A 19,947-nucleotide genomic window follows, 5' to 3' on the forward strand; every position below is an offset into this window, starting at 1 on the left:
CATTGGTGTTAATCCAATAGTCATTAGTCGAAAAATATTTAGAAGCTTAGCTAATTATCTCTAAATTGGAGTATAATTTAGTTAAGCTTTTTTAGTTACATGAAACTATTTTTCGAGAAAATGACCATTAATACTTTTATCGGAACTTTTAAATATTATCACTTATCCTTTCTATTGATGTTAGCTATTGGGTGTAAAGAGCCCAGTTCAACTAATGAAAAAGTTGTTGCTAAAGTCGATTTAGAGGGCATTCCTGAAAAAATTGACTTCACTTTTGATGTGAAGCCAATTATTTCTGATCGTTGTTTTAAATGCCATGGTCCTGACAAAAACGCTATTGAAGGTGACCTTTCCCTGAACACTCCAGAAGATGCATACAAGGCATTGGGTAAATTGAAAGACCATTATGCAATTGTTCCCAATAAGCCAGAAGAGAGCACTTTAATAAATCGTATTTATAGTGAAGACCCTAACTTATTGATGCCTCCACCTGAATCCAATTTGGAACTATCTGAAAAGGAAAAAGCTATCCTAAAAAAATGGATAGAACAAGGGGCAGAATACAAAGAGCATTGGGCATTTATTCCACCTCAGACACAAGAAGTTCCCACAATCAAGGAGAATAATTGGGCAACTAATGAAATAGATAAATTCGTCCTTTCCAAAATGGAGCGCAACGGATTGTCTCCTTCAAAGAAAGAAAGCAGGGAAAAACTGGTTCGCAGAGTTTTCTTTGATTTAACAGGTCTTCCTCCAAGCCCAGAACAAGTAAATACATTTGTAAAAGATAGTAGTTCATCCAATTCTTATGAAAAATTAATAGACTCACTTTTAAATACTATTGATTATGCAGAACACATGGCTGCAGAATGGATGGATATAAGCAGATACGCTGATACACATGGTTATCAAGATGACTTTGAACGTACTATGTGGCCATGGCGTGATTGGGTCATTCATGCTTTTAACAAGAATATGCCCTATGACGAATTTGTGACCTACCAATTAGCGGGCGACTTATTACCTGAAAGAAACTTAGAACAAATACTTGCCACTGGTTTTAATAGAAATCATAAAATTACTTTTGAAGGTGGTATAATCCCTGAGGAATATCATGTGGAATATGTTGAAGATAGACTGACAACATTTGGTACTGCTTTCTTGGGATTGACTTTTGAGTGTGCAAGATGCCATGACCATAAATATGATCCTATAAGCCAAAAAGAACATTTTGAACTTTTTAGTTTCTTTAATAACAACAAAGAAAAAATTGAAGTTCCAACTATCGGAACAACTCCTGAACCCTACATTACCATTACACAAAAAGAAGTTGATGGTGTATTGGATTTTATAAATCTTGAAAAATCCCAGAAAAAAGAGATCCCAGTAATGGTGATGTACGAAAGGGAAGAAGCAAAACCAGCATTTATTTTAAATAGAGGTGTATATGACCAACCAACCGATGAGGTATATCCAAATACTCCAGAATCAGTTTTATCCTTTCCGGAAAACTTACCAAAGAATAGATTAGGACTTTCCAAATGGCTGTTTGATGCAGAAAACCCCCTTACTGCGAGAGTTACCGTAAACCGTCTTTGGCAAAGAATGTTTGGAACCGGATTGGTAAGTTCATCTTACGATTTTGGTAACCAAGGAGCACTACCGTCCCATCCAGAATTATTGGACTACTTGGCACTAAAACTCCAAAAAGATGACTGGGACATTAAAAAGATGTTGAAATATATCGCACTATCATCAACCTACCAACAAAGCTCTAAAATAAGCCCTGAGGCATTGGAAAAAGATCCAGAAAATACATTTTTGGCCAGAGCCCCAAGACTTCGTTTGTCTGCTGAAATGATACGAGATCAGGCACTTGCTATAAGCGGATTGTTAAACAAAGAAGTAGGCGGTCCAAGTGTTAAGCCATATCAACCTGAAGGTATTTGGGAAGAAACTACTGGCGGTGGAGGTGGAACCACAGCTCAATATGTACAGAGTACTGGAAAAGACCTATACCGAAAAAGTTTATATACTTTTTGGAAACGTACAGTACCTCCACCCAGCATGATGACGTTTGATGCAGCTTCTAGGGATTTATGCACTGTAAAAAGACAAGAAACTAATACGCCGCTCCAAGCATTGGTACTATTAAATGACCCGCAGTTGATTGAGGCATCACGAGTTTTGGCCGCCAATACTATAAAGTTACGGCTAAAAGGAAATAATGAGCAGATATCGCACATTTTTCAAAAAGCTACCTCTCGACTACCTGATTCCGAAGAAATGAATATGCTTTTGGAACATTATGATGATATAATGACTAAAATTAATTTAAATGAAATTATAGCATCTGAATATGTGACAATTGGAGATTTTGTAGTAGATGAAAATATTCCACAAGACAAACTTGCAGCCTTGTCCCTAGTTACACACACCATTTTAAATCTAGACGAAACCATTACACGAGGATAATATGAGTGAGAAGAAAATCATACATGAACGTTCACTATTACTGAATAGAAGGTCTTTTTTAGGAAAATCTGCACTCGGTGTTGGTGGCGCAGCATTAAGTACATTAATGGGCTGTTCCTTTTTTAGAAAGGACGAAAATGGCATACTTACTAAAGAGTCTAGCTTTGGTAGCAATCAGGGAACCTTAGATGTATTGCACCATGCCGCAAAAGCAAAAAGAGTAATTTATTTATTTCAAAGTGGAGGTCCTTCACAATTGGAGCTGTTCGATTATAAACCAACATTAGTCAAAAGAAGAGGCGAAGAGCTTCCTGAGTCTATCAGAAATGGTCAACGCTTAACGGGAATGACTTCGGGACAGGATAGTTTTCCTTTGGCAGGATCAGTTTTTGATTTTAAACAATATGGTAAAAATGGAACTTGGGTAAGTGATTTATTACCCTATACCGCTAAAATGGTTGATGAGCTTTGTATAGTAAAATCAATGTTTACGGAAGCTATAAATCATGACCCTGCAGTTACATTTTTCCAGACGGGCTCGCAACAGCCGGGAAGACCTAGCATGGGTTCTTGGTTAAGCTACGGGCTAGGTAGTGAAAATAAAAATCTCCCTGCATTTACAGTACTCTTATCAAGAGGTTCTGGGCGACCTAATGGTCAGCCTTTATATACTAGGTTATGGGGTAACGGGTTTTTACATTCACTACATCAAGGTGTTCAGTTTAGAGCCGCAAAAGACCCTGTTTTATATTTAAACGACCCCAAAGGAATCACTAAAGAAAGTAAGCGTGATATTCTTGACAAAATAGCTGAGTTAAACGATAAGCAGTATGATGAATTTGGCGATCCAGAAATTCAGAGTAGAATAGCACAGTACGAAATGGCCTATAAGATGCAAACATCTGTACCAGATGTTATGAATACTGATGATGAGCCTGATTACATCTATCAAATGTATGGTGCGGATGCAAAAATCCCTGGCACTTATGCTGCCAATTGTCTATTAGCTAGAAAATTAGCAGAAAAGGATGTTCGTTTTATACAGTTATACCACATGGGTTGGGACCAACATGATAACTTGCCCAATGCTATTGAAAAACAAGCCAAAGACGTAGATCAAGCTTCGGCAGCGCTTGTTGCCGATTTAAAACAACGGGGGCTATTAGAAGACACACTTGTTATTTGGGGTGGGGAGTTTGGTAGAACAAATTATTCGCAAGGATTGCTTACCGATACAAATTATGGTCGTGATCATCATCCCAGGTGTTTTACCATGTGGATGGCAGGTGGAGGCATTAAACCAGGAATGGTTTATGGTGAAACAGATGAATTTGGATATAACATCGTTAAAGACCCTGTTCACGTACATGACTTTCAAGCGACCATGCTTCATTTGTTAGGAATTGACCATGAAAAACTTACCTACAAATACCAAGGTAGAAGATTTAGATTGACCGATGTTGAGGGGCATATCATGAATGATTTACTTGCTTAATGAAAAGAAGAAATTTTATTAGAAATAGCAGTTTAGTAACTGCTGGTTTAACTTCTGGACTATTGAATGCAAGTCACTATTTATCGTATAAGGATGCCATAATCGGTCACAACTCGCATCGGTATAAAATAGATTTACAATGGGGTGCCCTTAACTCCAACTTTTACCCCGTAAACGATTGCCATGAAATGGTTCAAGATTCTAAAGGAAGAATAATTTTACTTACCAATCATACCAAAAACAACATTATTGTTTATGACCGTTCAGGTAAATTGCTAGAAGTATGGGGCACAGATTATCCTGGCGCGCATGGATTAACGCTGAACGTTGAAAACGGGGAAGACGTACTATATATAGCCGACAACAATCGTCATGAAGTTATAAAAACCACGATAGATGGAAAAGTTATTCAGGTTTTCCCATATCCCAAAGAATCTGGAAAATATGATAAAAAAGAAAGTTATATTCCGACCGAGACTGCAGTTGCAACAAATGGAGATGTATACGTAGCTGATGGCTACGGTGAGCAATATATCATGCACTATAATGCCAAGGGAGAATTATTGAATGTATTTGGCGGCAGAGGCGAAGAAAACCATCTATTTAACAATGCACACGGTATTTGTATAGATGACCGCGATGCCTCAAAACCCACTTTACTTATTACTGCACGCCAACAAAATAAGTTAAAACGTTTCAGTTTAGATGGGGAATATCTAAGTACCACTGATTTACCGGGAGCCTATATTTGCAGGCCAGTAATTCATAATAAAAATGTCTACCTAGCTACAATATGGTCTGGAAACGGTTCTGAAGGAACTGGGTTTATTAGTATTTTAAATGAAGAAAACCAGCTTATTTCTGCCCCAGGGGGTTGCAAACCAAAGTATGATGGAGAGCAATTAAGTCCAATGTATCAAACCCTAAAAGTATTTCAACACCCACATGATGTCTGTGTGGATGATGATGAAAATCTATATGTTGCGCAATGGAATTCTGGGAAAACCTATCCCATAAAATTGTACCGAGTTTAATGAAATATAAAATCAATTTCATAGTACTGCTTGTATTTAGCTTAAGTTTTTGGTCATGTAAACAAAGCACCGAACCAAAATATGCTAAAAATGAAGTGTTTGAACTTGCACCGCCAAGAGTTAATATTGACTCTACCATTTTTAAAAATTCTGCAAGAATAGCAGTAGATTTTGAAGTTGATGGAGCAAAAATTCATTATACAAACGATGGCAGTAATGTTGGCGAAAGCTCAAAAAATTATGAAGAACCATTGCTGATAAATAAATCTGGAAAATACAATTTCAAGGTATTTCATCCAGATTACCAGGCAAGCGAACAAGTATCAATTGCGGTCATTAAGATAAAGCAAAGTATTTCAGAAGCTGAGGTAATTACATCGCCACTGCCCCACGCTAACTATGCAGGGAATGGAACCAATTCCTTAACAGACTTAAAAAAAGGTAGCACTCAATTTAGAAATGGATTTTTCTGGTTGGGCTTTTTATCACCTACAACAACAATTCAACTCAATTTTAAAAGGGAGCTGGCAATCTCTAAAATTGTATTAAGCACTTTAAAAGATCATAATTCTTGGATTTTCTCTCCAAAATCCATTGCGGTTGCTTCTAATTCTAAAAATATTGGAGTTTTGAAATTAAAAAGTCCAGATAGCGTACAACCAACACAATTAGAGTTTATTGAAATCCCCTTGGAGAAAGGAGTTTATTCAGAAATAGACTTACAATTAACCATGGAGAATATTCCCGAATGGCATCAAGGTAAAGGAACAGTTCCATTCTTTTTTATAGATGAAATATTAGTAGAATAAATCAATGACATATATGGCTATAAATATTGGCAATTTTCATCCCATTTTGGTGCACTTACCAATAGGTATCTTGATTTTTGCATTTCTTTTAGAAATATATCAACGCTTTAGACCTAAAGAAGATATCAGTAACATTATAAAATTTGCCATTGCTATTGGGGTGTTGAGTGCCATAGGGTCAATTATAACCGGCCTATTTCTAGAAGATAGTGGTTCATATGATGAGGATGCACTCTTTAGGCATAAATGGATGGGTATTGGCATGACCGTCATAGCTGTGCTATTGTTTTTTGCTAAAGATGGCAAAAATAAAATTGTATCAAAACTATACCTTCCTATGTTTGTGGCAGTAATGATAATGCTGACGATAGCAGGACACTGGGGCGGTAACATGACACATGGCGAAGGGTTTTTAACTAAAGATATTGCATCAAATAAAGTTGTAATTGAAGATGTAAACAAAGCTTTGGTTTACAATGATATTATACAACCCATTTTAGATAACAAGTGTGTAAGTTGCCACAATGCTAAAAAAACCGAAGGAAAGCTACTATTAACTACCCAACAAGAGTTACTATTGGGAGGAGAATCTGGAAGTCTCTTAGATACTGAAGCTCAAGAACCTCCGCTACTTTTGCATAGAGTCCAATTACCTCTGGATGATGAAGAACATATGCCTCCCAAAGGAAAAGTACAGTTAACAGCAAATGAAATTGCACTTTTACATTGGTGGATAGAAAATGATAATTGTTTTGATTGTGTTACTTCAGACTTAGAAAGGAATAAAAAAATTCAAGGTTATTTGAATGAATTGGAAGAAGATACTTCTATCAGGGCTTTACTAGCAAAAGATTTAGGACCTGCAGATGAAGATTGGCTAAATTCGGTCAAACAAGCTGGTATTTCTCTCTACCCTTTGGAAGAAGAAAGTCCTCTTTACGTTCTCAACCTTGCAAATAGAAAAGATTTATCAGAAGATAGTTTTAAAAAGTTTAAAAAATATTCGGATAATATTGTAGAACTCAACTTAGGATATTCAAATTTTCAAGATTCATTAGCTAGTTCAATTTCAATTTTTGAGAACCTTACCAAACTACAATTACAGAACACGACTATTACAGATAAGACACTGGACAAAATTCAAAAATTAGATAAACTCGAATCTTTAAACCTTTATGGCACATCTGTATCTAATGAAGCTATAAGCATACTTAATAAACTACCTAATCTAAAAGACCTTTACCTCTGGCAAACTGATATTACAGACGAAGGAATTGCCCAATTAAAAGAAAGCAATCCAACTCTTGTTGCACATCAAGTGAACAAGGATATATTCTCAGCATCTGCTATAATGCCTCCCCTGTTTATTATGGCATCAAATTTCATTAAAGACTCACTCTCAGTGGAGATGGTGACTTCATTTGAAAATGCTAGTATTTTTTACACTACGGACAATTCAGAACCAGATACTACTTCTACAAAGTATTCAGAACCATTTATTTTAAAAGAAACAACAACAGTAAAAGCTATAAGCTATAAAGAAGGTTGGGGCAAAAGCGAGGTTGTGACAACCAATTTTAAAAGGAGCACCATAGACTATGACGATGTTGCCTTGAACAAACCGCCAAGTGAGAAATACCAAGGAAAAGGAGTAGAAACACTAATTGATTTAGAAAGGGGGAGTGAGCGGTTTGTAGATGGAAAATGGTTAGGCTACGAGGGTTCTCACTTTAACGCTACTTTTAAATTAAAAGAGAAAAAAGAAATCTCATCAATATCTGTTGGAGCACTATCCAATCCCACTAATTGGATATTTCACCCAAGAGGGTTTAAAATTTGGATTTCAGATAATGGACAAAATTTTAAACGCTGGCATTCTGTAAAACTTCCAGAGCAAGAACCGTCTTCCAACAGCAGTATTGATTTCTTTGATATTGAGTTGCCGAAAGTTTCAACAAAGTATGTTCGTATTCAGGTAGAAAGTATTTTAAAGAATCCTTCTTGGCATCAATCCCCTGGAGGCAAAAGCTGGCTTTTTGTAGATGAAATCTTAATCAACTAGTTAGCCCGTACTATTACAAAGATTAAAATCATAAATTGTAATTTTACAGAAACACTTGATTATGAAATTAATCCTACGAATTTTACTGAGTGCATTAGCTGTGGTAATACTTTCTAAAGTATTGCCTAATGTGAGCGTAGACACCTATGGTACTGCCATAATTGTTGCAATTGTTTTGAGTCTTTTGAACTTTATAGTAAAACCCATCTTGGTCATATTAACACTACCTGTAACCATAGTTACATTTGGACTGTTTTTATTGGTTATAAATGCCATTATAATTTTATTGGCAAGCAACTTTATTGCTGGTTTTACAGTAAATGGAGTGTTATGGGCCATCATTTTTAGTCTATTACTTTCCTTATTGCAGTCAATTTTGTTTTCTATTTTAAAAGAGGATAAGAAAAAGTAAGTTATACTTTGGTTTTCAACCACTTAAAAAGTTGTCCGCCAATCCAAAATATAGTATTTTTGCCACCCATTTTAGAAAAGCAAATAGTTTACTATAGATGAATATTACAAAAGAACAGATAGACGATTTAAATGCAGTAGTAAAAGTAGCCATCACAAAAGATGACTATCAAGAAAAAGTAGATACCATACTTAAAGACTACAGAAAGCAGGCAAACATCCCAGGTTTTAGAAAAGGTCAGGTTCCAATGGGGCTTATCAAAAAACAATATGGAAAAGCCGTTTTAGTTGATGAAGTAAACAAATTGTTACAAGACAATTTAAACAAATACCTCACCGAAGAAAAGCTTGATGTTTTAGGAAATCCATTACCAAAACAACAAGAAAGTTTTGATTGGGACAATGAAGAATTTGCTTTTGAATTTGAGTTGGGATTAGCCCCGGATTTCAAAGTAAATCTTAAGACTAAAAAAGCTATCACGCAATATAAAATTGTTGCGGACAAGAAAATGGTGGACGAGCAGGTAGTGCGTATTCAAAAACAATACGGAAAACTAATTTCTAAAGCCGAAGTTGGAAAAACTGATGAGGTTTCCGGTGTATTTAAAAACGAAGCCGAAGAGGTTGATAACAAAACTACGATTGAGCTAGATAAAATCAAAAGCAAAAAGGCTATTGATGCTTTAGTTGGGAAAAAAGTTGGTGATGTAGTTACGCTAAAAACCAAAGGTTTATTCAAAGAAGACTACTTGTTACAATCTGCCTTAGGGTTAGCAAAGGACAAAGCTGATAAATTAAACATTGAAGTTTCTTTCACTATAGAAGAAATAAACGAAAGAGAATCAGCGGAGTTGAACCAAGAACTTTTTGACAAACTTTTTGGGGAAGGTACTATCAAATCTGAAAAAGAGTTAAAAGATCGTATAAAAGCAGATTCTGAAAAACAGTTTGAACAACAGGCAGACCAGAAATTACTTAACGATATAACCGAAAGATTGATAGAAGAAACAAAGTTTAAGCTTCCATCCGAGTTTCTTAAAAAATGGATTCAGGTTAGTGGCGAAAATCCACTATCCGAAGATGAAGCTACTGAGGAATATGAAAAGTCAGAAAAAGGACTTCGGTATCAATTAATTGAAGGTAGAATCATCAATGAAAACAACCTTCAGGTTCAATTTGACGAGTTGAAAGAATTTGCAAAAGGTTTCATTAAATCTCAAATGGCACAATACGGACATTTAAATCCTACTGAAGAAGAGTTGGAAAATGTAGCCACAAGGGTAATGGGCAATCAAGAAGAGGTAAAAAGAATGTCCGAGCAATTAATGAGCCAAAAATTATTGGACCTTTACAAAGAGAAGGTAAACTTTAAAGTAAAAGAAGTTAGTTACGATAACTTTATAAAAGAGGCTTACAAATAGCATTCTAAATAATATGTATCTTTACGGTTCTGAAAACTCGGGTTTTCAGAACCGTTTTTTATTTAAATCAGCTACAAAAAATTCTATGGATTACGGAAAAGAATTTAAAAAATACGCCACACAACATCAAGGTGTAAACAGTATGTACTACGACCAGATTATAAGTAGTATGTATCCCACTAATATGACTCCAAACATTATTGAAGAACGTCAAATGAACATTGCTGTTTTTGATGTTTTCTCTAGGTTAATGATGGATCGTATCATATTTATGGGAACTGGGATTAATGACCAAGTGGCCAACATTGTTCAAGCACAATTATTATTTTTGGAAAGTACAGATGCAAGCAAAGATATTTCAATTTACATTAATTCGCCAGGCGGAAGTGTTTATGCCGGTCTTGGTATTTACGATACGATGCAGTTTATTAAGCCAGATGTGGCTACTATTTGCACAGGTATTGCCGCATCAATGGCAGCCGTATTGTTGTGTGCTGGAGAGTCTGGAAAAAGAAGTGGTTTAACACATTCGAGGGTAATGATTCATCAGCCATTATCTGGTGCACAAGGTCAAGCCAGTGATATAGAAATCGCTGCAAAGGAAGTTTTGAAAATAAAAGATGAACTATATCATATCATTGCCAACCACTCCGGACAAAAATTTGATAAAGTTTATGAAGATAGTGATCGTGACTATTGGATGAAAGCTGATGAAGCTAAGAAATATGGTATGATCGATGAAATCTTGGTAAGGGAAAAATCATAATTTCGACCAAATGCTTGCGGTAAAAAGAACCATAATTAACCTTTTACCGTTAGTATACTATCAACTTTAATACAATTTATGGCAAAGGAAAACCTAGAATGCTCATTTTGCGGGAGAAAAAAACCAGAAACCAATCTTTTGATTGCTGGTTTAGATGCCCATATCTGCGACAGGTGTATTGAGCAGGCTTACAGTATTGTTGCCGAAGAATCCAAGCAATCCAAAAACAATGATCTCTCTTCAGAATTGGTCCTAAAAAAACCAATGGAAATCAAAGACTTTTTGGACACATTTGTAATTGGGCAAGAACGCACTAAAAAAGTGATGTCCGTTGCCGTTTACAATCATTATAAAAGATTGTTACAACCTAAAAGTAAAGAAGACGATATAGAAATACAGAAAAGTAATATCGTCATGGTTGGTCAAACTGGAACGGGAAAAACATTAATGGCAAAAACTATTGCAAGAATGCTGAATGTTCCTTTGGCCATTGTTGATGCTACTGTTTTAACCGAAGCTGGTTATGTTGGTGAAGATGTAGAAAGTATTCTTACGCGGTTGTTACAAGCTGCAGACTATAATTTAGAGAAAGCAGAACGAGGAATCGTTTTTATAGATGAGATAGATAAAATTGCCCGTAAGAGCGATAACCCATCCATTACACGGGATGTTTCGGGTGAAGGTGTACAACAAGGCCTCTTAAAACTTTTAGAAGGCACCATGGTAAATGTTCCACCAAAAGGAGGAAGAAAACACCCTGATCAAAAATTTATAGAAGTAAATACTGAAAATATCCTGTTTGTTGCTGGCGGTGCTTTTGATGGTATAGAACGTATTATTACCAAGCGTTTAAATATGCAGGCTGTAGGTTATAGTGCTTCTAAGGCCGATGACAACCTGGACCATGAAAATATTTTACAATATATTATTCCCAAGGATTTAAAAGAATTTGGATTGATTCCTGAAATTATTGGTCGTCTTCCTGTTTTGACCCATATGAATCCGTTGGATAAAAAGACCTTAAGAGCTATTCTTACGGAGCCAAAGAATGCCATTATCAAACAGTATGAAAAATTGTTTACCATGGATGGGATTCAATTTAGCATCACAGAGCAGGCGTTAAATTATTTGGTTGATAAGGCTGTGGAATATAAACTGGGTGCAAGGGGATTACGATCTCTATGTGAAGCTGTTTTTACAGATGCGATGTTTAGTTTACCTAGTAGTGAAGAAAAAGAATTTAAGGTAACAAAAGCTTATGCAGAGGAAAAGCTTTCCCATGAAACCATAAAAAAACTTAAAGCTGTCTCATAGTTAGTTACAAAACCATTTAAATAAAAAAGAGGCTGGAAAGCCTCTTTTTTTATTTTTTTGGATTTTCAGTTCTTAAACTGCCTTTCGGGTAACTTTATGCAAAAGTCCCATACAAACTTCGCTGATGATTTTTTCATCAGAATATAATTCGTGGCCAAAACTAGGAATAACGTTTAAATCCACCCCTATTTCTTTAGCCCATTTCATCTCTGGTTTAAATTTGTCACATTCCCCAAAAATAAGATTCATCTCTACTTGAGGACTAGCTTCTTCCATTCGGATTCTAGTAGCTGAGATTGCTGTAAGGGATTTCATTGGAAAGCCTTTTAAAGCAGCTTTCCATGCAATTGTTCCACCAGTGCTAAACGCCAAAACATGGCTAGCTTCAGTTTCTTTTTTAAGCAAGTGGGCTACAGCGGTATCAATTCCACCTTCCACAAAAGCTTTATGCAAATTCTCTTTGGTGTTGATTAGCTCATCTATGTTTGCCAGTTGCTGGCAATCATAAAATGTAATGTCATAATACTGTTGTAGATATCCAAAATAAGAGGTAATCCATAACCCCTTTTTGACTCCCCACATATCAGAAATAATTAGTAGTTTTTCAGCCATAACTTTAATTTTTTGTTTGGTTTATGTTTTAAGATTGGGGAATTATCTTAGAACAAACTTCAACCAATAACGATGGAAATCTATATTTATTAGTTCAACATAAAATTTTGTTCGATGAACGGCACAAACCTACGAAAACGTTTTCGTTGATTTGGCTAAAAATGTATCAGTGGTATTTTTTTCGTTATTTTTTGTTGATTATCAGTAACTCATCAACATAACCACGTTCATTGGATAGTCGTGGAATTTTGTGTTGCCCACCTAATTTATCTTTGGATTTAAGCCAGTCATAAAACAAATTTTCCCGCGCTATATGCACCTTAGGCATTTTTAGGGTAATGTTATTATAACGCTTTGCTTCGTAATCGGAATTAAGGGATTTTAGGGCATTGTCCAAAAACTCGGTAAAATAATAGATATCCTCAGGAGCTTTTCTAAACTCAATTATCCACTCATGGGCCCCTTTTTCATTTTCTTTCATAAATATGGGAGCAGCAGTATAGTCTTTTATCTCAGAGCTTGTTTTTTTGCAGACACGTTCCAAAGCCTCTTCGGCATTCTCGATAATCAATTCTTCACCAAATGCATTAATATGGTGCTTGGTTCTTCCCGTAATCCGGATACGGTAAGGATTTGTTGAAGTAAATCTAACCGTGTCCCCAATTTTATAGCGCCAAAGCCCGCCATTGGTAGTAATTACGATAGCGTAATTCACTCCAGTTTTTACTTCCCAAATTGGAATAGTAGTTTGTGTCTCTTTACCGTAAGAATCCATAGGAATAAATTCGTAGAAAATCCCATAGTCCAGCATCAATAACAAATCCTCTGAATTATTACGGTCTTGTATACCAAAGAAACCTTCTGAAGCATTGTACGTCTCGTAATAATTAAATTTTTTTCGAGGAAGTAGTTTTCTGTACTGTTCGCGATAAGGTGCAAAACTTACTCCCCCATGAAAATACACCTCAAGATTTTCCCAAATCTCAAAAAGGTGGTTCTTACCTGTTTTTTCAAGAACATTATTTAATAAAACCAACATCCAAGACGGTACTCCTGCCAAACTGGTTACATTTTCTTTTATGCTTTCCTCAATAATAGCCTCTAACTTGGTCTCCCATTCGCTCATTAGCGAAACCTTATTGCTTGGCGTACTACTGTATTCTGCCCAAAGTGGCATATTGTCAATTAGAATAGCAGAGAGGTCGCCAAAAAAGCTTCCATTATCTTCATATAGTTCTTTACTACCCCCAAGGCGTAAGCTTTTACCATTAAAAAGCTGTGAATTCTCATTATTGTTCAAATACAAGCATAATAAATCCTTGCCCGATTTGTAATGGCAATCCTCCAATGCTTCAGAACTTACAGGAATAAACTTGCTTTTGGCATTGGTGGTACCACTGCTTTTTGCAAACCACTTGATATTGGTTGGCCAAAATAGGTTTTGTTCCCCTTTTCTTGTGCGTTCTATGAGGTCTGCAAATTGTTCGTAATTAACTATTGGGACTCGTTCCGAAAACTCTTTGTACGTTTTAATGGAATCAAAACCATACTTTTTCCCTAAAACTGTTTCGCTGGAATAGGATAACAGCTGTTGCCTAACCTCATCTTGTACATCCGCAGGATATTTAAGAAAAAGTTCTATCTGGTGATAACGCTTTTTCAATAGCCAAGATGCAATAGAATTAAATAAAGGTATTGGCATTTTAGGTATATTTAGTCTTTTAAATTTTGCTTGGTCTTATAGCTAAAATAGCTTTTATTTTCAAAATCTTTTAATCTAACCCAAACTGATGTTATACGAAGGTGTTTTACGTAAAATGCGAACCGAAATAGGAAATCCAATCCAGTACTTTTTAATCTTTGAAGATGATTTCATCAATTTTAATCAAGCTTTGGATAAAACCCTGAACATAGAATTAATAAAATTCCAATGTTTGAACTGTGGAAAGGACAAGCCTATTTACCGACAAGGTTTTTGCAAAACTTGTTTTTATGAAACCCCTGCCGCTGGAGATTGGATTATGAAACCAGAATTAAGTACAGCACATTTGGGAAAAGAAGACCGAGACTTGGAATATGAAAAAAAGATGCAATTACAACCACACATTGTATACTTGGCAAACTCAAGTAATGTAAAAGTGGGAGTGACCCGAAAAGCGCAGGTGCCGACTCGATGGATAGATCAAGGTGCCCATGAGGCCATAGAAATTGTTGAAGTCCCCAACCGTTATTTGGCAGGAATCACCGAAGTAGCTTTAAAAGACCATGTGGGTGATAAGACCAATTGGCGCAAAATGTTGCAAAACGATATTGAAGACTTGGATTTAGTGGAATGGCGGGATAAGCTAAAAAAACATATACCTGAAGAAGCTGCTGAGTATTTTATCAACTCTAACACGGAAACCAATTTAGAATTTCCGGTGTTACAGTACCCTGAAAAAGTAAAAAGCTTGAATTTGGATAAATCCCCAAATTATAAAGGAGTACTTAAAGGCATAAAAGGACAGTACCTCATTTTTGAAGATAATACCGTTTTTAATGTTCGTGGTAGTGAAGGGTATTATGTTGGAATTGATATTAATTAACTTACTAAACAACCAAAAAATGAAGCCATTTAACACATTACTAATACTACTTACAATTCTTGTTTTCACTTCTTGTAGAACAGAGAAAAAAGAAATCGTTAAAGTAGAGAAATTCCAATTTACAACTCCTGAAGAAGTTGGGATGTCTGCTGACAGCCTAGCAAAAATTGACGAAATGGTCATGGAGTATGTTGAAGCCAAAAAATATCCAGGAGCTGTAACACTCATCGCTAAAAATGGTAAAATTATTTATGAATCTGAAGTGGGTTGGTCAGATTCCACTAGAACAGAACCTTATCGCAAAGACCATCTGTTTCGTATGGCTTCCATGACCAAACCAATTGTTTCTGTTGCCGCAATGCAATTAGTTGAGGCCGGAAAATTAAAATTGGATGACCCTGTGGGGAAATACATTCCTTCTTTTATGGAAACGGAGATGCTTACAGATTTTAATCCCGCGGATACAACCTGGACTAGCACTACAACTGTTAGTACTCCAACGGTAAAGCAACTATTGACTCAAACAGCTGGTGTTCCTTACGGATTTATGAATCCACAAGTGAATGGGGCAATCTTAGCGAAACATGGAATCCCCGATTTGAGCACACATTTGCCAATGACCATAGAAGAGGCAGCGAATAAATTAGGAGATTTACCACTAATGCATGAACCTGGCGCAAAATGGATGTATGGGCTTAACACAGATGTCTTGGGGCGCGTGGTAGAAGTAGCCTCAGGGATGAAATTAGATGATTATATCCGTGAAAACATTACCAAACCTATTGGGGTAGAAAAGCTTGACTTCTATTTTAATGATTCGCTAACCCAAAAACTTACCAAGGTATTTTTAACTGGGCAAGATGGTGCCATTGTGCAAGCACCTGAGAATATGGGTCCTTTTTATATTCCTAACTACCCTACAGAAGGCGCAAAAACCTATTTATCTGGTGGAAGTGGGATGACGGGAACTGCTAGAAATTATTTTTTGTTTTGCCAAGCTATGCTAAATGATGGAAAACTAGGTGGTGCTCAACTACTAAAACCAGAGACTGCACAGGCTATGCATAAAAACCAATTGGATACCATTACGTATCCTTGGGGTACTGCTGGGTTTGGTTTTGGTTTTGATGTAGCCAATGCCCATCCCACAAGACCGGATGGAACTTATAGCTGGGGCGGCGCTTTTAGCACTACTTTTTGGATAGACCCAACCAATAACTTAATCGTAATTCAATTGCGACAAGTATTATCGTCTCCCTACAACCAAGAGATTGATGGCAAGTTGGAAGAAATCGTTTATGGTGCTTTAAATAAATAAAACAGTAATTACAAAATAGAAATAAACGTACCAAGGTACGTTTAGCCAATTGTTGGCTTGAATATTTACAAATATTAAAACTAAAACAGAATAAGATGAAACTAAAACACCTACTTTTTTTACTAACCTATTTTAGTTTAGTTTCTGTACAAGGTCAATTGAGTGAAGTTAAATCTCAAAAAATTGATAGCCTATTTAATGAATGGACAGAAACTAATCATCCAGGAGGTGCCGTTGGTATAATGCAAAACGGGGAAGTTATTTACTCAAAAGCATTTGGTTTGGCTAGTTTAGAATATCAAGTACCAAACACAACGGAAACTATATTTAATGTAGGTTCAGTTTCAAAGCAGTTTACTGCTATGGGAATTGTATTACTGCAAGAAAAAGGGTTATTATCAATAGATGATGATATTCGTAAACATTTACCAGAAATGCCAGATTTTGGACATACCATTACCATACGCCATATGCTACATCATACAAGTGGCATGCGCAGTTTACATGCAATGCTTGGATTAGCTGGATGGCGAGACGACGATTCTAGAACTAATGAAGATTTGTATAGATTTATGCTAAACCAGAAAGAGCTAAATTTTATTCCTGGTGATGAATATTTGTATTGTAATACAGGTTATATGCTGATGGTTAATATTATTGAAAATGTAACCAAAGAAAAGTTTCCTCAATGGATGAAAGCCAATGTTTTTGAAGCTTTAGGAATGTCAAATACATATGTAGAAGACAGGTATGATCGTATAGTTCCAAATAATGCCACCTCCTATTATGGCGCAAAAGATGATTTTTTTAGAGCGGTAGAATATTGGGGTTACGTGGGCTCTGGAAATGTACATTCAACAACAAATGATTTATTGACTTGGTTAAGTAACTTTAGTACACCATCCTCAGAGTGGAGTTCGGCTTTTGAATTACTTAAAACGACCGATGAACTTAATGATGGAAGTGAAAACAACTATGCCTTTGGCGTAAGTCTTGATGAAGTTAAAGGTTATAAAAGAGTCCAGCATGGAGGTGCAATAGGTGGCTTTAGAGCTTTTGCGAGCTCTTATCCTGAGGAACAGCTTAGTATTGCCATATTGACTAATTTTTCGTCCTCCAACTCTGGAGGTATTGAACGTAATATTGCCAACATATTACTAAAAGACAAATCGAAAGCAACTCCTGAAATGGCTAAGCCAGAAATCTCAAAAAGTGTAATTAGCTTTCCACTAGAACAGCTAACCGGAAAATATGAAATCCAATCGGGAGTTATTGCGAATATTACAATAGAAAATGACTCTTTACATGTTTTACAAGAATGGAATAATTCTGAATATAATATTTATAATACTAAAGATAACACATATCAAATTCCAAAAGAAGCTAACATTCAGTTTACGTTTTCTGAGTTAAAGGATAATGAAACACAACTCCTTAGCCTAAATCAAAATGGTAGAAAAACTGATGCCAAAAGATTTGTAGAAAAAGATTTATCAAGTATCTCTTTAAGTGACTATCTAGGCAGATTCTATAGTCCTGAACTTGAAAGCACTTTAGATATTAATCTTAAAGAAGATCAATTGATTGGTCATCACGGGAGACACGGTGATTTCCCAATGAAACTTCTAAGTATAGACGTCTTGGAGATTCCAAGTTTTGCATTAATAAATGTGGTTCGCGATGCTGAAAATGTAATTACTGGAATTAGAATTTCAAATGGAAGAGCAAGAAATGTTTTATTTGAGAAACAGAAATAAAATATACTCAAGCCAACACGGTGTATAAAACATAGCTGATAAGTGGAAAATCGAAAGATTGTTGCCTATTTATTAAGACCGCCAAATTTCTAATTTGGCTTTTAGAATAGAAAAATTAAAAACAAAATATAAAAATTCGGCTCTGTGTTGACCCGAAAAATTAGTGTCTTCTTGCACGCTACGTTTCATACACAAGTCCGTTGTAACACATTACTAGAAACATTACACAATGATTAAACAATACACCATTTTATCATTCTCAATTCTACTTATTTCAAGTTGTTCTCAAAAAAAGGAGCATCTTCTTTTCTCATCAAGTCGAAATGGAAATTCGGATGTTTTTATTATGGATGCTGATGGAGAAAATAAAAAAGCACTAACTCAAACTGATTTCGAAGAATGGGGACCAACTTGGATTAACAAAGATGAGATTAGTTTTTTAAGACAAACTGAAGATTCTATTTTTAGAGTAAAGCTGAACTTAAAAACGAAAAAAGAAACTAAACTTAAACATCCTGAAAACTGCATATTAGATGACAAAAATGTTCTCTATTCAGACAAATTAGAATTATATACTTGTAAAAATGATATTTTCATATTCAACTCTTCAACAAATCAAACTATTAATATTACAGATAATATAGAAGGAGCAGCAAATTATCCAAGCTGGAGTCACGATGGAAAAAGTCTAATATTTACAAGTAATCATTTAGGAACAAATCAACTTTTCGAATATGAAGTTGATTCAAAGAAAACACTTCAGTTAACCGATTCCAATTCAAATAATGAAAGAGGCGAGCTTTCGCCAAACAGAAAATTATTAGTTTATAGTTCTGACTATTTTGAGAAAGGAAACCAAGATATTGTTTTTAAAGATTTAGAAAGTGGAGATATTAAGAATTTATCGAAAAACCCAGGAATGGAACTCATTGCACGTTTTTCAAGTGATGGAAGGAAAATGTACTTCGGGACTAATAAAGATGACAATTGGGAAATTTATGTTTATGATTTTGATACTGAAAATCAAACCCGATTAACGAATAATAAAGAATTTGATGGAGACCCAAGAATCCTAAAAAACAAATAACGTGCTACCACACCGTGTACAGTTTATTTTGCTGAAACATTCGCTGCTTGACCAATGAACCAACAATAATTTACTTAAATTGAAACTGGATTCGGCTTGCTTCGCTATTCTGCAAAAGCAAAACTGTCTCGCTCAGAAAGCCTCGATTCAACCAAAAACAGACCATACACAATTCCGTTCGAGTCAATTTACCTTATCCTTTTTCTTCTTTATACTAAAAAAACGCCCAAGGGAATCTTGAACGTTTTTAAAACACTATTTAATACTAATTCAAATTAACTACCATTTCCAACAGTAGAATTTGTTGGAGAAAAAATTCCGTCAGGATTTTCCTTAACAATCCACACATGCAATTGCCATTGGCTTAGATTTGGGTTGATTTCCCATTCATCCTCTTCTCCAGTAAAGCCTTCAGGGGGAGTTCCAGGGTTATCCAAATCTTCAATAGGCGCTACATATTCCACAGCAACAAACTGCATAACCCCATTTTCATCGGGCGCATATAATATTATCTCTGGCTCCTCCAACACAAAAGTTTGGTCTACACGTGGTGGTAGTAAATAATGGTGTCCCATATTGGGAACAAATCCAGAAACATCAAAAAAACCTTCATTGGTCGCCACCTCAATATCAGCGTACTTTGCAGTAGCTGCCTTTAATTGATTTATTTCAATTTCCAATGGTGTTAATGCCATGTCATCATTTTCATCATCGCTGCAGCTAACACCTAACATCATAAATGGGATAACCCAAACTAAATTCTTTAAAAGTTGTTTTCCTTTTTTCATGATTCACATATTT

16 protein-coding genes are annotated in these 19,947 nt (G+C 35.6%); 13 read left to right on the forward strand and 3 right to left on the reverse strand.

What is annotated here, in order from left to right; all coding sequences use genetic code 11:
* The first annotated feature begins 99 nt into the window (after nt 1–99).
* From AACP56_RS10155 to clpX, 9 genes are all read left to right on the forward strand, one after another.
* On the forward strand, nt 100–2,475 hold the full coding sequence (locus AACP56_RS10155; protein WP_339337282.1) for a PSD1 and planctomycete cytochrome C domain-containing protein: 2,376 nt from the start codon (nt 100–102) through the stop codon (nt 2,473–2,475).
* A 1-nt stretch (nt 2,476) separates the two neighbouring features.
* Complete coding sequence (locus tag AACP56_RS10160) at nt 2,477–3,970, forward strand: DUF1501 domain-containing protein (protein ID WP_339337281.1); 1,494 nt, start codon at nt 2,477–2,479, stop codon at nt 3,968–3,970.
* Nucleotides 3,970–5,004: a 6-bladed beta-propeller gene (locus tag AACP56_RS10165; protein ID WP_339337280.1), complete on the forward strand. Its 1,035-nt coding sequence runs from the start codon at nt 3,970–3,972 to the stop codon at nt 5,002–5,004. Before AACP56_RS10160 ends, AACP56_RS10165 begins: the two co-directional genes overlap by 1 nt.
* The gene (locus AACP56_RS10170) at nt 5,004–5,813 is read left to right on the forward strand and encodes a chitobiase/beta-hexosaminidase C-terminal domain-containing protein (protein ID WP_339337279.1); all 810 of its coding nucleotides are present in this window, start codon (nt 5,004–5,006) and stop codon (nt 5,811–5,813) included. Before AACP56_RS10165 ends, AACP56_RS10170 begins: the two co-directional genes overlap by 1 nt.
* Before the next feature lie 13 nt (nt 5,814–5,826).
* Nucleotides 5,827–7,875: an FN3 associated domain-containing protein gene (locus tag AACP56_RS10175; RefSeq protein WP_339337278.1), complete on the forward strand. Its 2,049-nt coding sequence runs from the start codon at nt 5,827–5,829 to the stop codon at nt 7,873–7,875.
* Nucleotides 7,876–7,936: 61 nt separating this feature from the next.
* Nucleotides 7,937–8,287, forward strand: a complete 351-nt coding sequence (locus AACP56_RS10180; protein WP_339337277.1) for a phage holin family protein — start codon at nt 7,937–7,939, stop codon at nt 8,285–8,287.
* Between the two features lie 97 nt (nt 8,288–8,384).
* Entirely contained in the window at nt 8,385–9,707 is a 1,323-nt protein-coding gene (tig, locus tag AACP56_RS10185; protein WP_339337276.1) for a trigger factor, read from the forward strand.
* Between the two features lie 85 nt (nt 9,708–9,792).
* Nucleotides 9,793–10,473: an ATP-dependent Clp endopeptidase proteolytic subunit ClpP gene (gene clpP, locus AACP56_RS10190; RefSeq protein ID WP_339337275.1), complete on the forward strand. Its 681-nt coding sequence runs from the start codon at nt 9,793–9,795 to the stop codon at nt 10,471–10,473.
* A 78-nt stretch (nt 10,474–10,551) separates the two neighbouring features.
* On the forward strand, nt 10,552–11,787 hold the full coding sequence (gene clpX, locus AACP56_RS10195; protein WP_339337274.1) for an ATP-dependent Clp protease ATP-binding subunit ClpX: 1,236 nt from the start codon (nt 10,552–10,554) through the stop codon (nt 11,785–11,787).
* Between the two features lie 72 nt (nt 11,788–11,859).
* Here the strand turns inward: clpX and AACP56_RS10200 are convergent, their stop codons facing one another.
* A complete protein-coding gene (locus AACP56_RS10200) occupies nt 11,860–12,399 on the reverse strand; it encodes a hypothetical protein (RefSeq protein ID WP_339337273.1) in 540 nt (179 codons plus the stop codon).
* Nucleotides 12,400–12,583: 184 nt separating this feature from the next.
* Nucleotides 12,584–14,101, reverse strand: a complete 1,518-nt coding sequence (locus AACP56_RS10205) for a GH3 auxin-responsive promoter family protein (protein WP_339337272.1) — start codon at nt 14,099–14,101, stop codon at nt 12,584–12,586.
* Nucleotides 14,102–14,189: 88 nt separating this feature from the next.
* On the opposite strand from AACP56_RS10205, the gene AACP56_RS10210 reads away from it, so the two are divergent.
* The 4 genes from AACP56_RS10210 to AACP56_RS10225 all read left to right on the forward strand — a co-directional run bounded on the left by AACP56_RS10210 (nt 14,190) and on the right by AACP56_RS10225 (nt 19,146).
* Nucleotides 14,190–14,984 (forward strand): DUF2797 domain-containing protein, encoded by a 795-nt coding sequence (locus AACP56_RS10210; RefSeq protein ID WP_339337271.1) that lies wholly within the window; start codon nt 14,190–14,192, stop codon nt 14,982–14,984.
* Between the two features lie 19 nt (nt 14,985–15,003).
* Nucleotides 15,004–16,302, forward strand: coding sequence for a serine hydrolase domain-containing protein (locus AACP56_RS10215; protein WP_339337270.1), 1,299 nt, complete (start codon nt 15,004–15,006; stop codon nt 16,300–16,302).
* Nucleotides 16,303–16,397: 95 nt separating this feature from the next.
* Nucleotides 16,398–18,059 carry a serine hydrolase domain-containing protein gene (locus AACP56_RS10220; protein WP_339337269.1) on the forward strand — a complete coding sequence of 554 codons (1,662 nt, stop codon included), beginning with the start codon at nt 16,398–16,400 and terminating at the stop codon, nt 18,057–18,059.
* Nucleotides 18,060–18,288: 229 nt separating this feature from the next.
* Entirely contained in the window at nt 18,289–19,146 is an 858-nt protein-coding gene (locus AACP56_RS10225; protein WP_339337268.1) for a TolB family protein, read from the forward strand.
* A 275-nt stretch (nt 19,147–19,421) separates the two neighbouring features.
* On the opposite strand, the gene AACP56_RS10230 is transcribed toward AACP56_RS10225, so the two are convergent.
* On the reverse strand, nt 19,422–19,934 hold the full coding sequence (locus tag AACP56_RS10230; RefSeq protein WP_339337267.1) for a hypothetical protein: 513 nt from the start codon (nt 19,932–19,934) through the stop codon (nt 19,422–19,424).
* Nucleotides 19,935–19,947 lie beyond the last annotated feature (13 nt).

Source organism: Croceitalea sp. MTPC6, assembly GCF_036985525.1.
GTDB lineage: Bacteria > Bacteroidota > Bacteroidia > Flavobacteriales > Flavobacteriaceae > Croceitalea.

Coding starts and splice junctions, on each gene's coding strand:
- AACP56_RS10155 (WP_339337282.1), top strand. CDS start 100: ATGAAACTATTTTTCGAGAAAATGACCATTAATACTTTTATCGGAACT.
- AACP56_RS10160 (WP_339337281.1), top strand. CDS start 2,477: ATGAGTGAGAAGAAAATCATACATGAACGTTCACTATTACTGAATAGA.
- AACP56_RS10165 (WP_339337280.1), top strand. CDS start 3,970: ATGAAAAGAAGAAATTTTATTAGAAATAGCAGTTTAGTAACTGCTGGT.
- AACP56_RS10170 (WP_339337279.1), top strand. CDS start 5,004: ATGAAATATAAAATCAATTTCATAGTACTGCTTGTATTTAGCTTAAGT.
- AACP56_RS10175 (WP_339337278.1), top strand. CDS start 5,827: ATGGCTATAAATATTGGCAATTTTCATCCCATTTTGGTGCACTTACCA.
- AACP56_RS10180 (WP_339337277.1), top strand. CDS start 7,937: ATGAAATTAATCCTACGAATTTTACTGAGTGCATTAGCTGTGGTAATA.
- tig (WP_339337276.1), top strand. CDS start 8,385: ATGAATATTACAAAAGAACAGATAGACGATTTAAATGCAGTAGTAAAA.
- clpP (WP_339337275.1), top strand. CDS start 9,793: ATGGATTACGGAAAAGAATTTAAAAAATACGCCACACAACATCAAGGT.
- clpX (WP_339337274.1), top strand. CDS start 10,552: ATGGCAAAGGAAAACCTAGAATGCTCATTTTGCGGGAGAAAAAAACCA.
- AACP56_RS10200 (WP_339337273.1), bottom strand. CDS start 12,399: ATGGCTGAAAAACTACTAATTATTTCTGATATGTGGGGAGTCAAAAAG.
- AACP56_RS10205 (WP_339337272.1), bottom strand. CDS start 14,101: ATGCCAATACCTTTATTTAATTCTATTGCATCTTGGCTATTGAAAAAG.
- AACP56_RS10210 (WP_339337271.1), top strand. CDS start 14,190: ATGTTATACGAAGGTGTTTTACGTAAAATGCGAACCGAAATAGGAAAT.
- AACP56_RS10215 (WP_339337270.1), top strand. CDS start 15,004: ATGAAGCCATTTAACACATTACTAATACTACTTACAATTCTTGTTTTC.
- AACP56_RS10220 (WP_339337269.1), top strand. CDS start 16,398: ATGAAACTAAAACACCTACTTTTTTTACTAACCTATTTTAGTTTAGTT.
- AACP56_RS10225 (WP_339337268.1), top strand. CDS start 18,289: ATGATTAAACAATACACCATTTTATCATTCTCAATTCTACTTATTTCA.
- AACP56_RS10230 (WP_339337267.1), bottom strand. CDS start 19,934: ATGAAAAAAGGAAAACAACTTTTAAAGAATTTAGTTTGGGTTATCCCA.